This window comes from Pseudomonas sp. B12(2026) (assembly GCF_057767015.1).
Genome location: NZ_CM173430.1, coordinates 900,794 through 915,080, shown reverse-complemented (window position 1 = coordinate 915,080; position 14,287 = coordinate 900,794). Strand labels below are relative to the sequence as shown.

Annotated in this window: 12 protein-coding genes; 7 read left to right on the top strand and 5 right to left on the bottom strand. The window is 69.3% G+C overall.

Going from position 1 to position 14,287, the window contains the following annotated elements:
• Positions 1-6 precede the first annotated feature (6 nt).
• Together AC3B6A_RS04330 and AC3B6A_RS04325 are read left to right on the top strand one after the other, a co-directional pair.
• Positions 7-630 (top strand): Crp/Fnr family transcriptional regulator, encoded by a 624-nt coding sequence (locus tag AC3B6A_RS04330; protein WP_488401077.1) that lies wholly within the window; start codon positions 7-9, stop codon positions 628-630.
• A gap of 68 nt (positions 631-698) precedes the next feature.
• Positions 699-887 (top strand): YgaP family membrane protein, encoded by a 189-nt coding sequence (locus tag AC3B6A_RS04325; RefSeq protein ID WP_488401076.1) that lies wholly within the window; start codon positions 699-701, stop codon positions 885-887.
• Positions 888-972: 85 nt separating this feature from the next.
• Here the strand turns inward: AC3B6A_RS04325 and AC3B6A_RS04320 are convergent, their stop codons facing one another.
• Entirely contained in the window at positions 973-2,868 is a 1,896-nt protein-coding gene (locus AC3B6A_RS04320; protein WP_488403510.1) for a propionyl-CoA synthetase, read from the bottom strand.
• A 234-nt stretch (positions 2,869-3,102) separates the two neighbouring features.
• Between AC3B6A_RS04320 and AC3B6A_RS04315 the strand changes: the two genes are divergently transcribed.
• Positions 3,103-3,984, top strand: coding sequence for an AraC family ligand binding domain-containing protein (locus AC3B6A_RS04315; RefSeq protein WP_488401075.1), 882 nt, complete (start codon positions 3,103-3,105; stop codon positions 3,982-3,984).
• Positions 3,985-4,090: 106 nt separating this feature from the next.
• On the top strand, positions 4,091-4,279 hold the full coding sequence (locus AC3B6A_RS04310) for a hypothetical protein (protein ID WP_488401074.1): 189 nt from the start codon (positions 4,091-4,093) through the stop codon (positions 4,277-4,279).
• Positions 4,280-4,285: 6 nt separating this feature from the next.
• Here the strand turns inward: AC3B6A_RS04310 and AC3B6A_RS04305 are convergent, their stop codons facing one another.
• The 3 genes from AC3B6A_RS04305 to AC3B6A_RS04295 all read right to left on the bottom strand — a co-directional run bounded on the left by AC3B6A_RS04305 (position 4,286) and on the right by AC3B6A_RS04295 (position 9,990).
• The gene (locus AC3B6A_RS04305) at positions 4,286-5,461 is read right to left on the bottom strand and encodes a Bcr/CflA family multidrug efflux MFS transporter (RefSeq protein WP_488401073.1); all 1,176 of its coding nucleotides are present in this window, start codon (positions 5,459-5,461) and stop codon (positions 4,286-4,288) included.
• Between the two features lie 179 nt (positions 5,462-5,640).
• Entirely contained in the window at positions 5,641-8,793 is a 3,153-nt protein-coding gene (locus AC3B6A_RS04300; protein ID WP_488401072.1) for an efflux RND transporter permease subunit, read from the bottom strand.
• 12 nt (positions 8,794-8,805) lie between these two features.
• Positions 8,806-9,990 carry an efflux RND transporter periplasmic adaptor subunit gene (locus tag AC3B6A_RS04295; protein ID WP_488401071.1) on the bottom strand — a complete coding sequence of 395 codons (1,185 nt, stop codon included), beginning with the start codon at positions 9,988-9,990 and terminating at the stop codon, positions 8,806-8,808.
• A gap of 156 nt (positions 9,991-10,146) precedes the next feature.
• Between AC3B6A_RS04295 and AC3B6A_RS04290 the strand changes: the two genes are divergently transcribed.
• Entirely contained in the window at positions 10,147-10,779 is a 633-nt protein-coding gene (locus tag AC3B6A_RS04290; RefSeq protein ID WP_488401070.1) for a TetR family transcriptional regulator, read from the top strand.
• A 179-nt stretch (positions 10,780-10,958) separates the two neighbouring features.
• Here AC3B6A_RS04290 and AC3B6A_RS04285 read toward each other — a convergent pair whose 3' ends face one another.
• A complete protein-coding gene (locus AC3B6A_RS04285; protein WP_488401069.1) occupies positions 10,959-11,156 on the bottom strand; it encodes a heavy-metal-associated domain-containing protein in 198 nt (65 codons plus the stop codon).
• Positions 11,157-11,310: 154 nt separating this feature from the next.
• Between AC3B6A_RS04285 and AC3B6A_RS04280 the strand changes: the two genes are divergently transcribed.
• Together AC3B6A_RS04280 and AC3B6A_RS04275 are read left to right on the top strand one after the other, a co-directional pair.
• Entirely contained in the window at positions 11,311-11,772 is a 462-nt protein-coding gene (locus AC3B6A_RS04280) for a hypothetical protein (protein ID WP_488401068.1), read from the top strand.
• A 98-nt stretch (positions 11,773-11,870) separates the two neighbouring features.
• Complete coding sequence (locus tag AC3B6A_RS04275) at positions 11,871-14,270, top strand: heavy metal translocating P-type ATPase (protein WP_488401067.1); 2,400 nt, start codon at positions 11,871-11,873, stop codon at positions 14,268-14,270.
• Positions 14,271-14,287: the final 17 nt, after the last annotated feature.

The following is a 14,287-nucleotide window of genomic DNA, read 5'->3' as shown; positions in this document are numbered from 1 at the left end:
GCGCCGATGAGCCAGCTCGATTCCACTATCGCCAACGACATTTCCCGACTCGCCCGCACCGTGGAGGTGCCGGCGGGCACCCGCCTGTTCGCCCACGGCGCGGACTGCGCGCACTTCGTGCGGCTGCGCAGCGGGCAGGTCCGCGTGCAGACCGTCTCGCCCCAGGGCCGCGAAATCGTGCTCTACCGCGTGCATCCGGGCGAAAGCTGCATCATGACCAACGCCTGCCTGATGTCCCGCCGCCCCTATGCCGCCGAGGGCGTCGCGGAAACCGCCTGCACCCTGGAGATGCTCGCGCAGGCCGACTTCGAGCGGCTCATGCAGCAGTCCGCGGCGTTCCGCCAGTGGCTGTTCGCCAGCTGCGGCGAGCGCCTGGTGGAGCTGATGCTGCTGTTCGAGAACGTCGCCTTCCAGCGCATCGACATCCGCCTGGCCGCGCGCCTGCTGGAAAGCGGCCAGCCCAGCCTGGCCCTGACGCACCAGCAACTGGCCACCGACCTGGGCAGCTCCCGCGAGGTCATCAGCCGCCAGCTCAAGGAGTTCGAGCGGCGCGGCTGGCTGCGCCTGGGCCGCGCCAGCCTGGAACTGCTCGACCCGCTGGCCCTGCGGGCGCTGGCCGCCACTGTGTGACCAAGTCACTGAACGCCGCCGCGCACCTGCCTTACAACTGCAGTCTCCATCGCCATGAGGACAACGCCATGTTGTGCAGGAACGTCAGTACGCCGGACCGTATCGTCCGCATCATTCTCGGCCTGGGGCTGCTCGCCCTGGTATTCGTCGGCCCGCAGACGCCCTGGGGCTGGATCGGCCTGGTCCCGCTGCTCACCGGCGCGCTCGGCAGCTGCCCGGTCTACCGGCTGCTCGGCCGCAACAGCTGCAGCCGCTAGCCGCGGGATCATCGTCGGGCGGGGCATAAAAAAGGGCCGCACGAAGGCGGCCCTGGAAAGACGCCGGCAAGGCCGGCGCGTGGGATCAGCTCGCCTTGGCCAGCCCGGCCGCGCCCAGGCGCTCGGCGATCTCGCCGAGGATGGCCGGGTCGTCGATGGTCGACGGCGGCGCGTACTCCTCGCCATCGGCGATCTTGCGCAATACGGCGCGCAGGATCTTGCCGGAGCGGGTCTTGGGCAGCCGCTTGACCACCACCGCGCGCTGGAAGCAGGCCAGCGCGCCGATGCGCTCGCGCACCAGCGCCACCAGTTCGCGCTGCAGGGCGTCCTCGGCGCTCTTCGCGCCGTCCTTGAGCACCACCAGGCCCAGCGGGACATGGCCCTTGAGGCTGTCCTGCACGGCGATCACCGCGCATTCGGCCACGGCATCGTGCAGCGCCAGCAGCTCCTCCATCTCGCCGGTGGAGAGGCGGTGGCCGGAGACGTTAATCACGTCGTCGGTGCGGCCCATGATGTAGACGAAGCCCTCCTCGTCGACATAGCCGCCGTCGCCGGTGTGGTAGTAGCCGGGATAGGTCTTCAGGTACGCCTGCAGGTAGCGCGGGTGGTCGTTCCACAGGGTCTGCGCGCAGCCGGGCGGCAGCGGCAGGGCGATGACGATGGAGCCTTGCTCGTTCGGCCCCAGCACATGGCCTTCGTCGTCCACCACCTGCACGTGGTAGCCGGGCACCGCGCGGTTGGTGGAGCCGGCGCGCAGGTCGTGGCCGCCCAGGCCGACGCAGGGCGCGGTCACCGGCCAGCCGGTCTCGGTCTGCCACCAGTGGTCGTGCACCGGCTTGCCGGTGAGTTCCTCCAGCCAGTGCTGGGTGCTGCTGTCAAGCTTCTCGCCGGCGAGGAACAGGTGGCGCAGCGAGCTCAGGTCGTAATGCCTGAGCAGCGCGCCGTCGGGGTCTTCCTTGCGGATCGCGCGGATCGCCGTGGGCGCGCAGAACAGGCTGTTGACCTTGTGCTCCTCGATCACCCGCCAGTAGCTGCCGGCATCCGGGGTGCGCACCGGCTTGCCCTCGTAGAACACCGTGGTGCAGCCGTTCATCAGCGGGCCGTAGACGATCAGCGAGTGGCCGACCACCCAGCCGACGTCGGAAACGCCCCACCAGACGTCGCCCGGCTGCAGGCCGAAGATGGTCGGCAGCGCATAGTGCAGCGCCACCGCGTGGCCGCCGTTGTCGCGCACGATGCCCTTGGGTTTCCCGGTGGTGCCGGAGGTGTACATGATGTACAGCGGATCGCCGCTGGCCAGCTCCACCGGATCGGCCGGCTGGGCGCGGGCGACGGTCTCGCGCCAGTCCAGGTCGCGCCCGGCGAACAGTTCGGCCATCGCCTGCGGGCGCTGCCAGACCATCACGTGAGCCGGCTGGTGCAGCGCCAGTTCCAGCGCCTTGTCCACCAGCGGCTTGTATTCGATGACCCGGTCGAACTCCAGCCCGCAGGAGGCGGTGAGCACCAGCTTGGGCTTGGCGTCGTCGATGCGCAGCGCCAGCTCGTAGGGCGCGAAGCCGCCGAACACCACCGAGTGCACGGCGCCGATGCGCGCGCAGGCGAGCATCGCCATCGCCGCCTGCGGCACCATCGGCATGTAGATGATCACCCCGTCGCCGCGCTCCACCCCCAGCGCGCGCAGGGCGCCGGCCAGGCGTGCGACTTCGTCGCGCAGCTCGAGGAAGCTGAAGCGCTGCTGGGTGTTGGTGACGGGGGAGTCGTAGATCAGCGCGGTCTGCTCGCCGCGACCGAGTTCGATCTGGCGGTCCAGGGCGAGGTAGCTGGAGTTCAGGCGGCCATCGGCGAACCAGCGATGGCTGCCGTCGGGCAGGGATTGCAGGATGTCCTGCGGCGCGCGGTACCAGGCCACGCGGCGGGCCTGCTCGGCCCAGAAAGCGGACGGCTCCGCGATGGAGCGGTCGTGGCACTGCCGGTAGTTCATCATCTGAGCCTCTTATTTGTTGTTATCGAGGTCGAACAACGAGTATGGACGGGGTTCGCCACCCCACCATCAACCTTTGGTCGTATGCCGGTCGGCTTCAGGCAGCAGCCGGCTTTTATTGCGGGGAAGACGGCAGAACATTCCACGCCAGGGCAAAGCTATCACCGGCACAGGGCGGCGGAGATCGACTAAATTGTTCTCTTGCTGGATTAAATTGCTGAGCGAGCTACCCGTATGTCGAGAACCTCGGACTGGCCCCTTCCCGCCGACAGCCTGCGCCTGGTGCTGCCGCCGACGCTGCTGCAGAAGCTCGCCACGCACCCGCTCAGCCGCGACCTGCATCCCAGCTCCCTGGGCCACTACCGCCGCGCCCGCGACCACCAGATGAGCCGCGAGCAGCACGACGACCACCTGCTGATCTACTGCAGCGAAGGCCAGGGCTGGCTGGCCGCCGGAGGACAGGGCCAGGCGGTGGGCTGCGGCGACCTGATCTGGCTGCCGCCGGGCATGGCCCACGCCTACCACGCCGATCCCGCCAACCCCTGGACCATCTACTGGGTGCACCTGCGTGGCGACGGCGCCGCCTGGCTGCGCGACGCCGCCGGCTTCGGCGCCTCCCCGGTGCGCCACTGGGGGCTGCAGCACACCCTGGTCAGCGGCTTCGCCCAGCTGCTGGAGGCGCGCCACAGCGGCTACCGCTTCCAGCCCTTCCTGCTCGCCGCCAGCCGCCTGCGCGCCCTGCTCTGCCAACTGCCGCTGCTCAGCCCGGTGCGCGACACCGGGCTGGATCTGGAGGCCCTGCACGCCTACATGCGCGACAACCTCCACCAGCGTCTGGAGCTGCCGCAGCTGGCGGCCTTCTGCAACCTGTCCAAGTTCCACTTCGTCAACCGCTACCGCGCGCTCACCGGGCGCACGCCGATCCAGCACTTCCTGCACCTGAAGATCGAGTACGCCTGCCAGTTGCTCGACAGCAGCGCCTGCGGCGTCGCCCAGGTCAGCCAGGCCCTGGGGTATGACGACAGCTATTACTTTTCAAGACTTTTCAGCAAGGTCATGGGGCTCTCCCCCAGCGCCTACCGGCGGCGCCTGAGCCAGGGCCGCGGCGGCGCGTGAAGGGGCGCCCAGCCGGTTGTCGGCGACCTTGCGCCGCATCCTTCGCGGCTCCATGGCGGGTCTACACTGACATTCCCTTCAAACGACCGTTCAGGGGTGACCAGCCATGCACATCCTCGTTCGCCCGTCTTTTGCCAACGCCAATCAACCTTGGGAAGTCTGCCTGGATCAACAGGCCGTTGGCTTCCGCAGCGAGCGGGAAGCCCGCCACTTCGTCGCCACCCTGGAAGCGCGCCTGCACGCCCCGCACCCGTTGCCGGTGCGGCCCGATCTGCACCACCGAGTAGCCAGCTGAAGCCGCTCAGGCGGCGCGTTCACTGATCTGTCCGCTGTACCAGCCGAGCACCGCCGCGGCCAGGCCGCAGGTGGCGATCACGGCGGCCATCGGCAATGCCGAGCCCTCGTGCAGCGCGCCGACCAGCGCCGAGGCGCCCGCCGCCACGCTGAACTGCAGACTGCCCATCAGGGCCGACGCGCTCCCGGCGTGGCGGCCCTGGCTGGCCATGGCGCAGGCGGCAGCGTTGGGCAGCAGGAAGCCCAGGCAGGCGATGGCGCCGAACAGCGGGATCAGCAGCGGCCACAGCTGCGCCGGCCTGGCCAGGGTGACCGCCAGCAGCGTCACGCCGCAGGCGAAGTACACCCACACCGCCCGGCGCAGCCAGAAGCCCGGCCCGCGATAGCGCAGCAGCCGCGCATTCACCTGCGCCATCAGGATGAAGCCCGCCGCGTTGCTGCCGAAGATCCAGCCGAAGTGCTCGGCCGGCACGCCGTAGAGCTGGATGAACACGAAGGGTGAACCGGCGACGTAGGAGAACATCCCGGCGATGGCGACACCGCCGGTCAGCGCGTAGGTGATGAAGGAGCGGTCGGCGAACAGCGCCAGGTACTGCCGCCCCGCCCCGCGCAACGGCGCGCGCGGACCGGCCGGGATGGTTTCCGGCAGCCACAGGGCGATGGCCGCGCCGGCCAGCGCGCTGAACAGCGTCAGGCTGTAGAAGATCGCCTGCCAGCCGGACAGGTTCAGCAGCAGCCCGCCGCCCAGCGGCGCGAGGATCGGCGCCAGCCCCATCACCAGCATCAGTTGCGAGAAGGCCTTGGCGGCGGCGATCGGGTCGCACAGGTCGCGCACCACCGCCCGCGAAATCACCATGCCGGCGCAGCCGCCCAGGGCCTGGACGAAACGCGCGGCGATCAGCCACTCCAGGCTCGGCACGAACGCGCAGGCCAGCGAGGCCAGGGTGAAGATGCCCACCCCCAGCAGTAGCGGCAGGCGCCGGCCGATCCGGTCCGCCAGCGGACCGTAGAGCAGTTGGCCGATGGCCAGGCCGGCGAAGTACGCCGACAGGCTCAGCTGCACGTGCTCGACGTCGGTGCCGAAGGCCCGCGCCAGGGTCGGGAAGCTGGGCAGATAGAAGTCGATGGCCATCGGCCCGAAGGCGCTCAGGGCGCCGAGGATCAGCAGGATACGCAGATTCATGAAGTCCCCTGGGCACACTCCGGCTGCGGCGGATCGGGCGCCAGGGCGGATGGGTGCAGGATTGCGTCGCGCACGCGCGGCGCGACCAAGTCCCGCATTGTGACCATGGCCGAAAAATTAGCAAGCTCGCTAATCAATTCCCCGGAAGCGGACCGGCAACCGGCCGGCCCGCCCCGCCTTCAGGCCTCGGGAGCCCCTTCCTCCACGGGCTTGTCCTGCGGCTTGCGGCCGGAGAGCCTGTCGGCAGCCATTTCCACCAGCATGTAGAACATCGGGATGAGGAAGGTCGCCAGCAGGGTCGCGGCGAGCATCCCGCCGATCACCCCGGTGCCGATCGAGTGGCGGCTGGCCGAGCCCGCGCCGGTGCTGATCGCCAGCGGCACGCAACCGAGGATGAAGGCCAGCGAAGTCATGACGATCGGGCGGAAGCGCAGCTTGGCCGCCGCCAGCGCCGCCTGCATCGGCCCCATGCCCTGCTCCTCGCGGCAGATCACGGCGAACTCGATGATCAGGATGGCGTTCTTCGCCGCCAGGCCGATCAGGGTCACCAGGCCGACCTGGAAGTACACGTCGTTGTCCAGCCCGCGCAGCCAGATCGCCATGATCGCGCCGAACACCGCGAAGGGCACCGCGGTGACCACCGCCAGCGGCAGCGTCCAGCGCTCGTACTGCGCCGCCAGGATGAGGAACACCAGGACCAGGCCGAAGATGAACGCGGTGCTGCCCGAGCCCTGGGTCGCCAGTTCCTGGTAGGCCGAGCCGATCCAGGCCAGCGAGTAGTCCTCGCCCAGCACCTGGTCCGCCACTTCCTGCATCGCCGCCAGCGCCTGGCCGGAGCTGTAGCCCGGGGCCGGGCCGCCGAGCAGCTTGGCCGCCGGGAACACGTTGAAGCGGGCGTAGGAGTCCGGCCCGAGGATGCGCCGCACGCTGACCAGCGCCGAGAGCGGCACCAGGTCGCCGGTGGACGCGCGCACGAAGACCTGGCTGAGGTCGTCCGGCTTGCGGCGGAACTCCGGCTCGGACTCCAGGCTGACCTGCCAGGTGCGGCCATAGAGGGTGAAGTCGTTGACGTAGTAGCTGCCGAAGGTCGACTGCATCGCGGTGAACACATCGTTGATCGCCACCCCCAGCGAGCGCGCCTTGGTGCGGTCCAGGTCGATGTAGTACTGCGGCACGTTGGCGTTGAAGGTGGTGTTCACCCCCGCCAGCTCCGGGCGCTTGGCGGCGGCGGCGAGGAACTTCGTCACCACCTCCTCCAGCTGCTCGGAGGTGCCGCCGCTGCGGTCCTGGATATACGCCTCGAAACCGCCGGTGGTGCTCATGCCGGTGATCGGCGGCGGGTTGAAGGACATCACCACGCCGTCTTCCTGCGTCGCGCCCATGCGCATGAATTCATGGATCAGGTTGCGCGCGTCCAGCTCCGGCGAGGTGCGCTCCTTCCAGTCCTTGAGCGGCACGAAGGACACCCCGGCGTTGCTGCGGGTGCCGAAGGTGAGGATGTCGAAACCGGCGAAGGTCACCACGTCCTGCACCGCCGGGTGCTTCATCAACTCGTGGGTCACGTCGTCGGTGAGCTTCTGGGTACGGCTCAGCGACGCCGCCGGCGGCAGGAAGTAGGCGTTGAGCACGTAGCCCTGGTCCTCGTCGGGCACCAGCGAGCCGGGCACCCGGCCGAACAGCACGACCAGCAGCGCGATCATCCCGCCGAACAGCACCAGGCCGAGGGTCACCCGCTTGAGGAAGAACTGCACGCCGGCGCCGTAGCCATTGGTGGCGCGCTCGAACAGGCGGTTGAACCAGCGGAACGGCGCCGCCGGCTCCTTGTGCCCGGGCTTGAGGATCAGCGCGCAGAGCGCCGGCGAGAGCGTCAGCGCGACGATGCCGGAAATCACCACCGACACCGCGATGGTGATCGCGAACTGCTGGTACATCTGGCCGGCCAGGCCGCCGAGGAAGCCGACCGGGATGAACACCGCACAGAGCACCAGCACGATGGCGATGATCGGCCCGGTCACCTCCTCCATCGCCTTGATCGCCGCATCCTTGGGACTCAGCTTCTCGGTGCGCATGACCCGCTCGACGTTCTCCAGCACGACGATGGCGTCGTCCACCACGATGCCGATCGCCAGCACCATGCCGAACAGCGACAGCAGGTTGATCGAGAAGCCCAGCAGGTACATGCCGGCGAAGGTGCCCACCAGCGACACCGGGATCGCCAGCACCGGAATCAGCGTGGCGCGCAGGTTCTGCAGGAAGATGAAGACCACCACCATCACCAGGATCAGCGCCTCGACGAAGGTGTGGATCACCTCCTCGATGGAGACCTGGACGAAGATCGTGGTGTCGTACGGGATCTTGTAGGTGATGCCCTGCGGGAAGCGCCTGGCCAGGGTCTCCATGTGGTCGCGCACGGCCTGGGCGGTATCCAGCGCGTTGGCGCCCGGCTGCAGGTAGATGCCGAAGGCGGCGTTCTGCTGGCCGTTCAGCGAGGTCACCAGGGAGTAGTCCTGCGCGCCCAGCTCGACCCGCGCGACATCCTTGAGCAGCAGGCTGGCGCCGGTGGAATCGGTGCGCAGGATGACGCCCTCGAACTCCTTGGGATCGGTGAAGCGCCCCTGGGCGGTGGCCATGTAGGTGAAGTCCTGCGGCTCCTTCATCGGCTGCTGGCCGAAGCTGCCGGCGGCGAACTGCGAGTTCTGCTCGCGGATCGCATCGACCACGTCGGAGGGCGTCAGGTTGTACTGCGCCAGCTTGTCCGGGCGCAGCCAGATGCGCATGGCGTAGTCCTTGGAGCCGAACTGGCTGACGTCGCCGACCCCGGGAATCCGCTTGAGGTCGTCGATCACGTTGATCAGCGCGTAGTTGCTGATGAAGATCGGGTCGCGGGAGTTGTCCGGCGAGAACAGGGTCACCACCTGCAGGATGTCGGCGGACTTCTTCTCCACCTGCACCCCTTGCCGGCGCACCTCTTCGGGCAGCTTGGCGAGCGCGGCCTGCACCTTGTTGTTGACGTCGATGGTGGCCTGGTCCGGGTCGGTGCCCACCTCGAAGTACACGGTCAGGCTCATGGCGCCGCTGCTGTCGGAGTTCGACAGCTGGTAGATCATGCCCTGCACGCCGTTGATTTCCTGCTCCAGCGGCGCGGCCACGGTCTCGGCGATGACCTGCGAGCTGGCGCCCGGATAGGCGGCCGTCACCGACACCTGCGGCGGCACGATCTCCGGGTACTGGGCAACGGGCAGCGCGCGCATGGCCACCAGGCCCGCGAGCAGGATCACGATGGAGATCACCATGGCGAACACGGGACGTTCGATGAAGAAGCGCGAGATCACGATAGGCGCTCCTTACGACCGGGTCGGGGTATTGGCCGCAGACTCCTGCGCGCCGCCTTCGACCGCCGTCACCGGCTGGTCCGGACGGACCTTGATCAGGCCGTCGACGATGACCCGGTCGCCGTCGTCCACACCGGCCTCGATGATCCAGCGCCCCTGCACCGTCTGCCCCGTGCTGACCTGGCGTACACGGGCGAAGCCGTCCTTGTCCACCACATAGACGAAGGTGCCGCGCGGGCCCTGGGCCAGCGCGCGCTCGGGCAGGGTGACCGCGTCCTTGCGGGTGATGCCCTTGACCAGGATGCGCACGAACTGGCCGGGGATCAGCAGGTTCTGCGGGTTCGGCACCACCGCGCGGGCGTTCACCGTGCCGGTGCCGGTGTTGACGAAGCTGTCGGTGAAGTCGACCACCCCGTCGATGGGGTAGCGGCTGCCGTCGCCGAATCGCAGTTCCGCGGTCAGCTTGCCGTCCGCGGGCAACAGCAGCTTGCCGCTCTTGACGCCATCGTTGAGGATCGCCGCGGCGGTGTCCGGGTAGGCGAAGTTGACGTACACCGGGTCCAGCTGGGTGAGCTTGGTCAGCAGGCTGGAGTTCGGATCGCTGGCCACCACCAGGCTGCCCTCGGAGCGGGTTTCCTTGCTCGCCATGCCGGAAATGGGCGCGGTCACCGTGGTGTAGTTCAGGTCGATCTGCTTGGCGTCGACGTTCGCCCGGGCGGCCTCGACGTCCGCCTTGGCCTGCTCGAAGTCGGACACGTAGCGGTCCAGCTCGCTTTCGCTGGCGAAGCCCTTGCGCTGCAGCTCGCGGATCCGCTTCAGGTCGCGCTCGGTCTGGCGGTAGCGCGCCTGGGCCTGGGCCAGCGCGCCCTTGGCCTGCCCCAGCGCCGCCTGGTAGGGGCGCGGGTCGATGTGGAACAGCACCTGCCCTTCCTTCACCGAGCGGCCTTCCTCGTAGGTGCGGCGCTGCAGGATGCCGCTGACCTGGGCGCGCACTTCCACCTCGCGGTAACCGGCGGTCCGCGCGGCGTACTCGAAGATGAGCGGAACCGGCGCGCTCCGGGCGACCTCCACGGTCACCGGCGGCGGCGGAGGCGGCGCAGCGGCGGCGGGCTTGTCCGCCGCCTGCAGCACCGTGGCGAACAAGGCGGGCAGGCCCAAAACAGCGAGCGCAACGGGCAGACGGCGGGTGAACTGCATGGAACCTCTCCTTGGAATGGCGGCAGAACGCGCGGCAGCAGGCACCTTGACCAAGAGGAGATCGCCTACGACAGTGTCCGTAAGGCACTGTTCTCACTCTAAAATCAGTAAACTGCCAATTGATTAGTGATCCTAGCCCGTCTACCGGCAAGCGCCATGCGAAGAACCAAAGAAGATTCAGAGAAAACGCGCCAGGCGATACTCGACTCGGCCGAACAGCTGTTCCTTGCCAAGGGCGTCTCCAACACGAGCCTCGAGGAAATCGCCAGAAGCGCCGGCGTCACCCGTGGTGCGGTGTACTGGCACTTCCAGAACAAGGCCCACCTGTTCAACGACCTGCTCAACCAGGTGCGCCTGCCGCCCGAGCAACTGGCGCAGCGCCTTTCCGGCTGCGGCGGGCATGACCCGATCCAGTCGCTGTTCGAGCTGAGCGTGGAGGTCATCGAGAACCTGGCGCGGCACCCGCAGCGCCGGCGCATCCTCACCATCCTGCTGCAGCGCTGCGAGTTCACCGACGAACTGCGCGACGCCGAGGAGCGCCACAACCACTTCATCAGCCAGTTCATCGAGCTGTGCGAGCAGCTGTTCAGCCGCGAGAGCTGCCGCAGCCGGCTGATGCCCGGCGTCACGCCGCAGATCGCCTCGCGCTCGGTGCATGCGATGATTTTCGGCCTGCTCAGCGACTGGCTGCGCGACCCGCAACTGTTCGACGCGGAACGCGAAACCCGCCAGCTGTTCGACGTGCTGTTCAGGGGCCTGGTGCGCGACTGGAGCGCCCCCCGGGCCTGACGGGCCGGCGGGGAGCCGGCCCGGAAATAACGACGGCGCGGAGCCTGTTTACGATCTCGCGAGCTAGAGCAGAACAAGGAAAAAACAGGCGAGGAAGCGGAATTTACGATTGTAAATGAGCATTCCGAGCCTGTTTTTGACGCAGTTATGCCGACGCGCAGCAGATCGTAATCAGGCTCTCAGGACAGGTCGGCCTCGTAGCCCTCTTCGCGGATCGCCGCGAGAATCGCCGAGTCGTCCAGGCGGCTGGCGACGCGGACTTCGCCCTCGCCCAGATCGACCTGGACGTCCGCAGCGGCGTCGAGCGCCTGCACGGCCTGGGTGATGGCACGTACGCAGTGGCCGCAGCTCATGCCCTTGACCTGGAAGGTATGCATGGGAAATCTCCTGTCGTGTGATGGATCGTTGGCGACAGTCTCGACCTTCCCCTCGTGGCAAGGTCAAGCCTCCCGGCGATCCGCTCCCCGGCGCTTGTCCTGCGCCGGTCTCTCGGCCAAGCTGCGCAGATCATTCCCGCCCGGAGAACGCCCCATGCGCCGCGCCCTCGTACCGGCCCTCGGCCTGCTGATCTGCGCCCTGGCGCAGGCCGACGGCATGCCGCCCGATGCGCCGCCCGCCCCGCAGCCCCCCGCGCAACCGGCACCGGCGCCCGCCAGCCCCGGCTCCTGGCCGGTGCCCGACGCCCAGCCCGTCACCTTCGCGGTGCTGGTCGTCAGCCGCCAACGGCTGGACACCGGCACCGCCTGCGACATCGACCTCTACGTGCAGGACCAGAAAGTCTCGCGCCTGCAGCCCGAGGGCGAGATCGCCCTCAACCTCCCGCCGGGCCCGACCTCCCTGCGCCTGGCGACCGCCAGTTCCGGCCTCTGCCACCCCGGCGTCGAGCCGCTGCGCGCACAGTCGGTGGTGCTGCGCGCCGGCGAAGTGCGCAAGTTCCGCATCGCCAACAGCGCGAGCGGCCTCCAGCTGATGCCGGTTCCCGGCGGCAGCTGAACGGGGCGGAGCGGGCTGCGGCAAGGCGCCGCGGCGCAAGGCTTGACCTTGCCCTGGTGTCAAGGTTGATCCTGTCGGGGAACTTCAGGGAGAGCCCCATGAGCAGCGCAACCCCCATCGAACTCGACCTTCCCGTCTCCGGGATGACCTGCGCCAGCTGCGCCGGCCGCGTGGAACGCGCGCTGCGCAAGGTGCCCGGCGTGCGCGAGGCCAGCGTCAACCTCGCCAGCGAGCAGGCGCGCATCCAGCTGGCCGGGCCGTCCGGCGAAGCCCTGCCGGCCCTGGTGGCGGCGGTCGAGCAGGCCGGCTACAAGGTGCCGGCGCACAGCCTGGAACTGGCCATCGACGGCATGACCTGCGCCAGCTGCGTCGGCCGCGTCGAACGCGCCCTGCGCAAGGTGCCCGGGGTGCGCGAGGTGAGCGTGAACCTCGCCAGCGAACGCGCCCACCTCGACCTGCTCGGCGCGGTGGACCCCGCCGAGCTGATCGCCGCCGTCGACAAGGCCGGCTACAAGGCCCGCCCGATCGAATCCGAGCGGCCCGCCGTCGACCCGCAAGTCGCCCGCCTGGCCCGCGAGCGCTGGTGGCTGGCGGCTTCCATCCTGCTGTCGATCCCGCTGGTGCTGCCGATGCTCGGCGACTGGTTCGGCCTGCACTGGATGCTGCCGGCCTGGGTGCAGTTCCTCCTCGCCACCCCGGTGCAGTTCGTCATCGGCGCGCGCTTCTACGTTTCCGCCTGGAAGGCCGTGCGCGCCCGCAGCGGCAACATGGACCTGCTGGTCGCCCTCGGCACCAGCGCCGGCTACGGCCTGAGCCTGTACCTCTGGTACGCCGCCGCGCCGGGGCAGATGCCGCACCTGTACTTCGAGGCGAGCGCGGTGGTGATCACCCTGATCCTGCTCGGCAAGTACCTGGAAAGCCGTGCCAAGCGCCAGACTGCCGCCGCCATCCGCGCCCTCGAAGCGCTGCGCCCGGAACGCGCCACCCGCGTGCGCGAGGGCATCGAGGAAGACGTCGCCATCGCCGAACTGCGCCTGGGCGACGAAGTGCTGGTGCGCCCCGGCGAGCGCTTCCCGGTGGACGGCGAAGTGCTCGATGGCCAGAGCCATGCCGACGAAGCGCTGATCACCGGCGAGAGCCTGCCGGTGGCCAAGGGCGTGGGCGATGCCGTCACCGGCGGCGCCATCAACGGCGAAGGCGTGCTGCGGGTGAAGACCACCGCGCTGGGCGGCGAGACCGTGCTGGCGCGGATCATCCGCCTGGTGGAAGACGCCCAGGCGGCCAAGGCGCCGATCCAGAAGCTGGTGGACAAGGTCAGCAACGTGTTCGTCCCGGTGGTGATCGGCATCGCCCTGGTCACCCTGGTCGGCTGGCTGCTCGCCGGCGCCGGCTGGGAGCACGCGCTGATCAACGCAGTGGCCGTGCTGGTGATCGCCTGCCCCTGCGCCCTCGGCCTGGCCACGCCCACGGCGATCATGGCCGGCACCGGCGTGGCGGCGAAGCACGGCATCCTGATCAAGGACGCCGAGGCGCTGGAAGTCGCCCACGCGGTCAACGCCGTGGCCTTCGACAAGACCGGCACGCTCACCTCCGGCCAGCCGCGCATCACCAACCTCGCCGCCGGCGACGAGGCCGAGGCACTCGCCCTGGCCGGCGCCCTGCAACGCGGCAGCGAACACCCGCTGGCCCGCGCCGTGCTCGACGCCTGCGCCGAACGCGGGCTGAACCCGGCCGCCGCCGAGGCCACCCAGGCCCTGGCCGGGCGCGGCATCCAGGGCCGCGTCGACGGCCGCCTGCTGGCGCTGGGCAACCGCCGCCTGCTGGACGAACTGCAACTGCCGCCCGGCGAACTGGCCAGTTCCGCGCAGCACTGGGAAGCCGAAGGCCGCACCCTGTCCTGGCTGGTCGAGCGCGAACCGCAGGCCCGCGTGGTGGCCCTGTTCGCCTTCGGCGACAGCCTCAAGGACGGTGCAAAGCCCGCCATCGACGCCCTGCGCCAGCGCGGTATCGCCAGCCACCTGATCACCGGCGACAACCGCGGCAGCGCCAAGGTCGTGGCCGACGCCCTGGGCCTGGACGACGTGCACGCCGAGGTGCTGCCCGGCGACAAGGCCGAGGTGGTCGGCGCCCTGCGCAAGCACGGCAAGGTGGTGGCGATGGTCGGCGACGGCATCAACGACGCCCCGGCGCTGGCCGCCGCCGACGTCGGCATCGCCATGGGCGGCGGCACCGACGTGGCCATGCACGCCGCCGGCATCACCCTGATGCGCGGCGACCCGCGGCTGGTCCCGGCGGCGCTGGACATCTCGCGGCGCACCTACGCGAAAATCCGCCAGAACCTGTTCTGGGCCTTCATCTACAACCTGGTGGGCCTCCCGCTGGCCGCCTTCGGCCTGCTCAACCCGATGGTCGCCGGCGCGGCGATGGCCGCCTCCAGCGTCAGCGTGGTGAGCAACGCCCTGCTGCTCAAGCGCTGGAAGCCGCAGGACCACCAGTGAAATCACCGCCCCCGCGC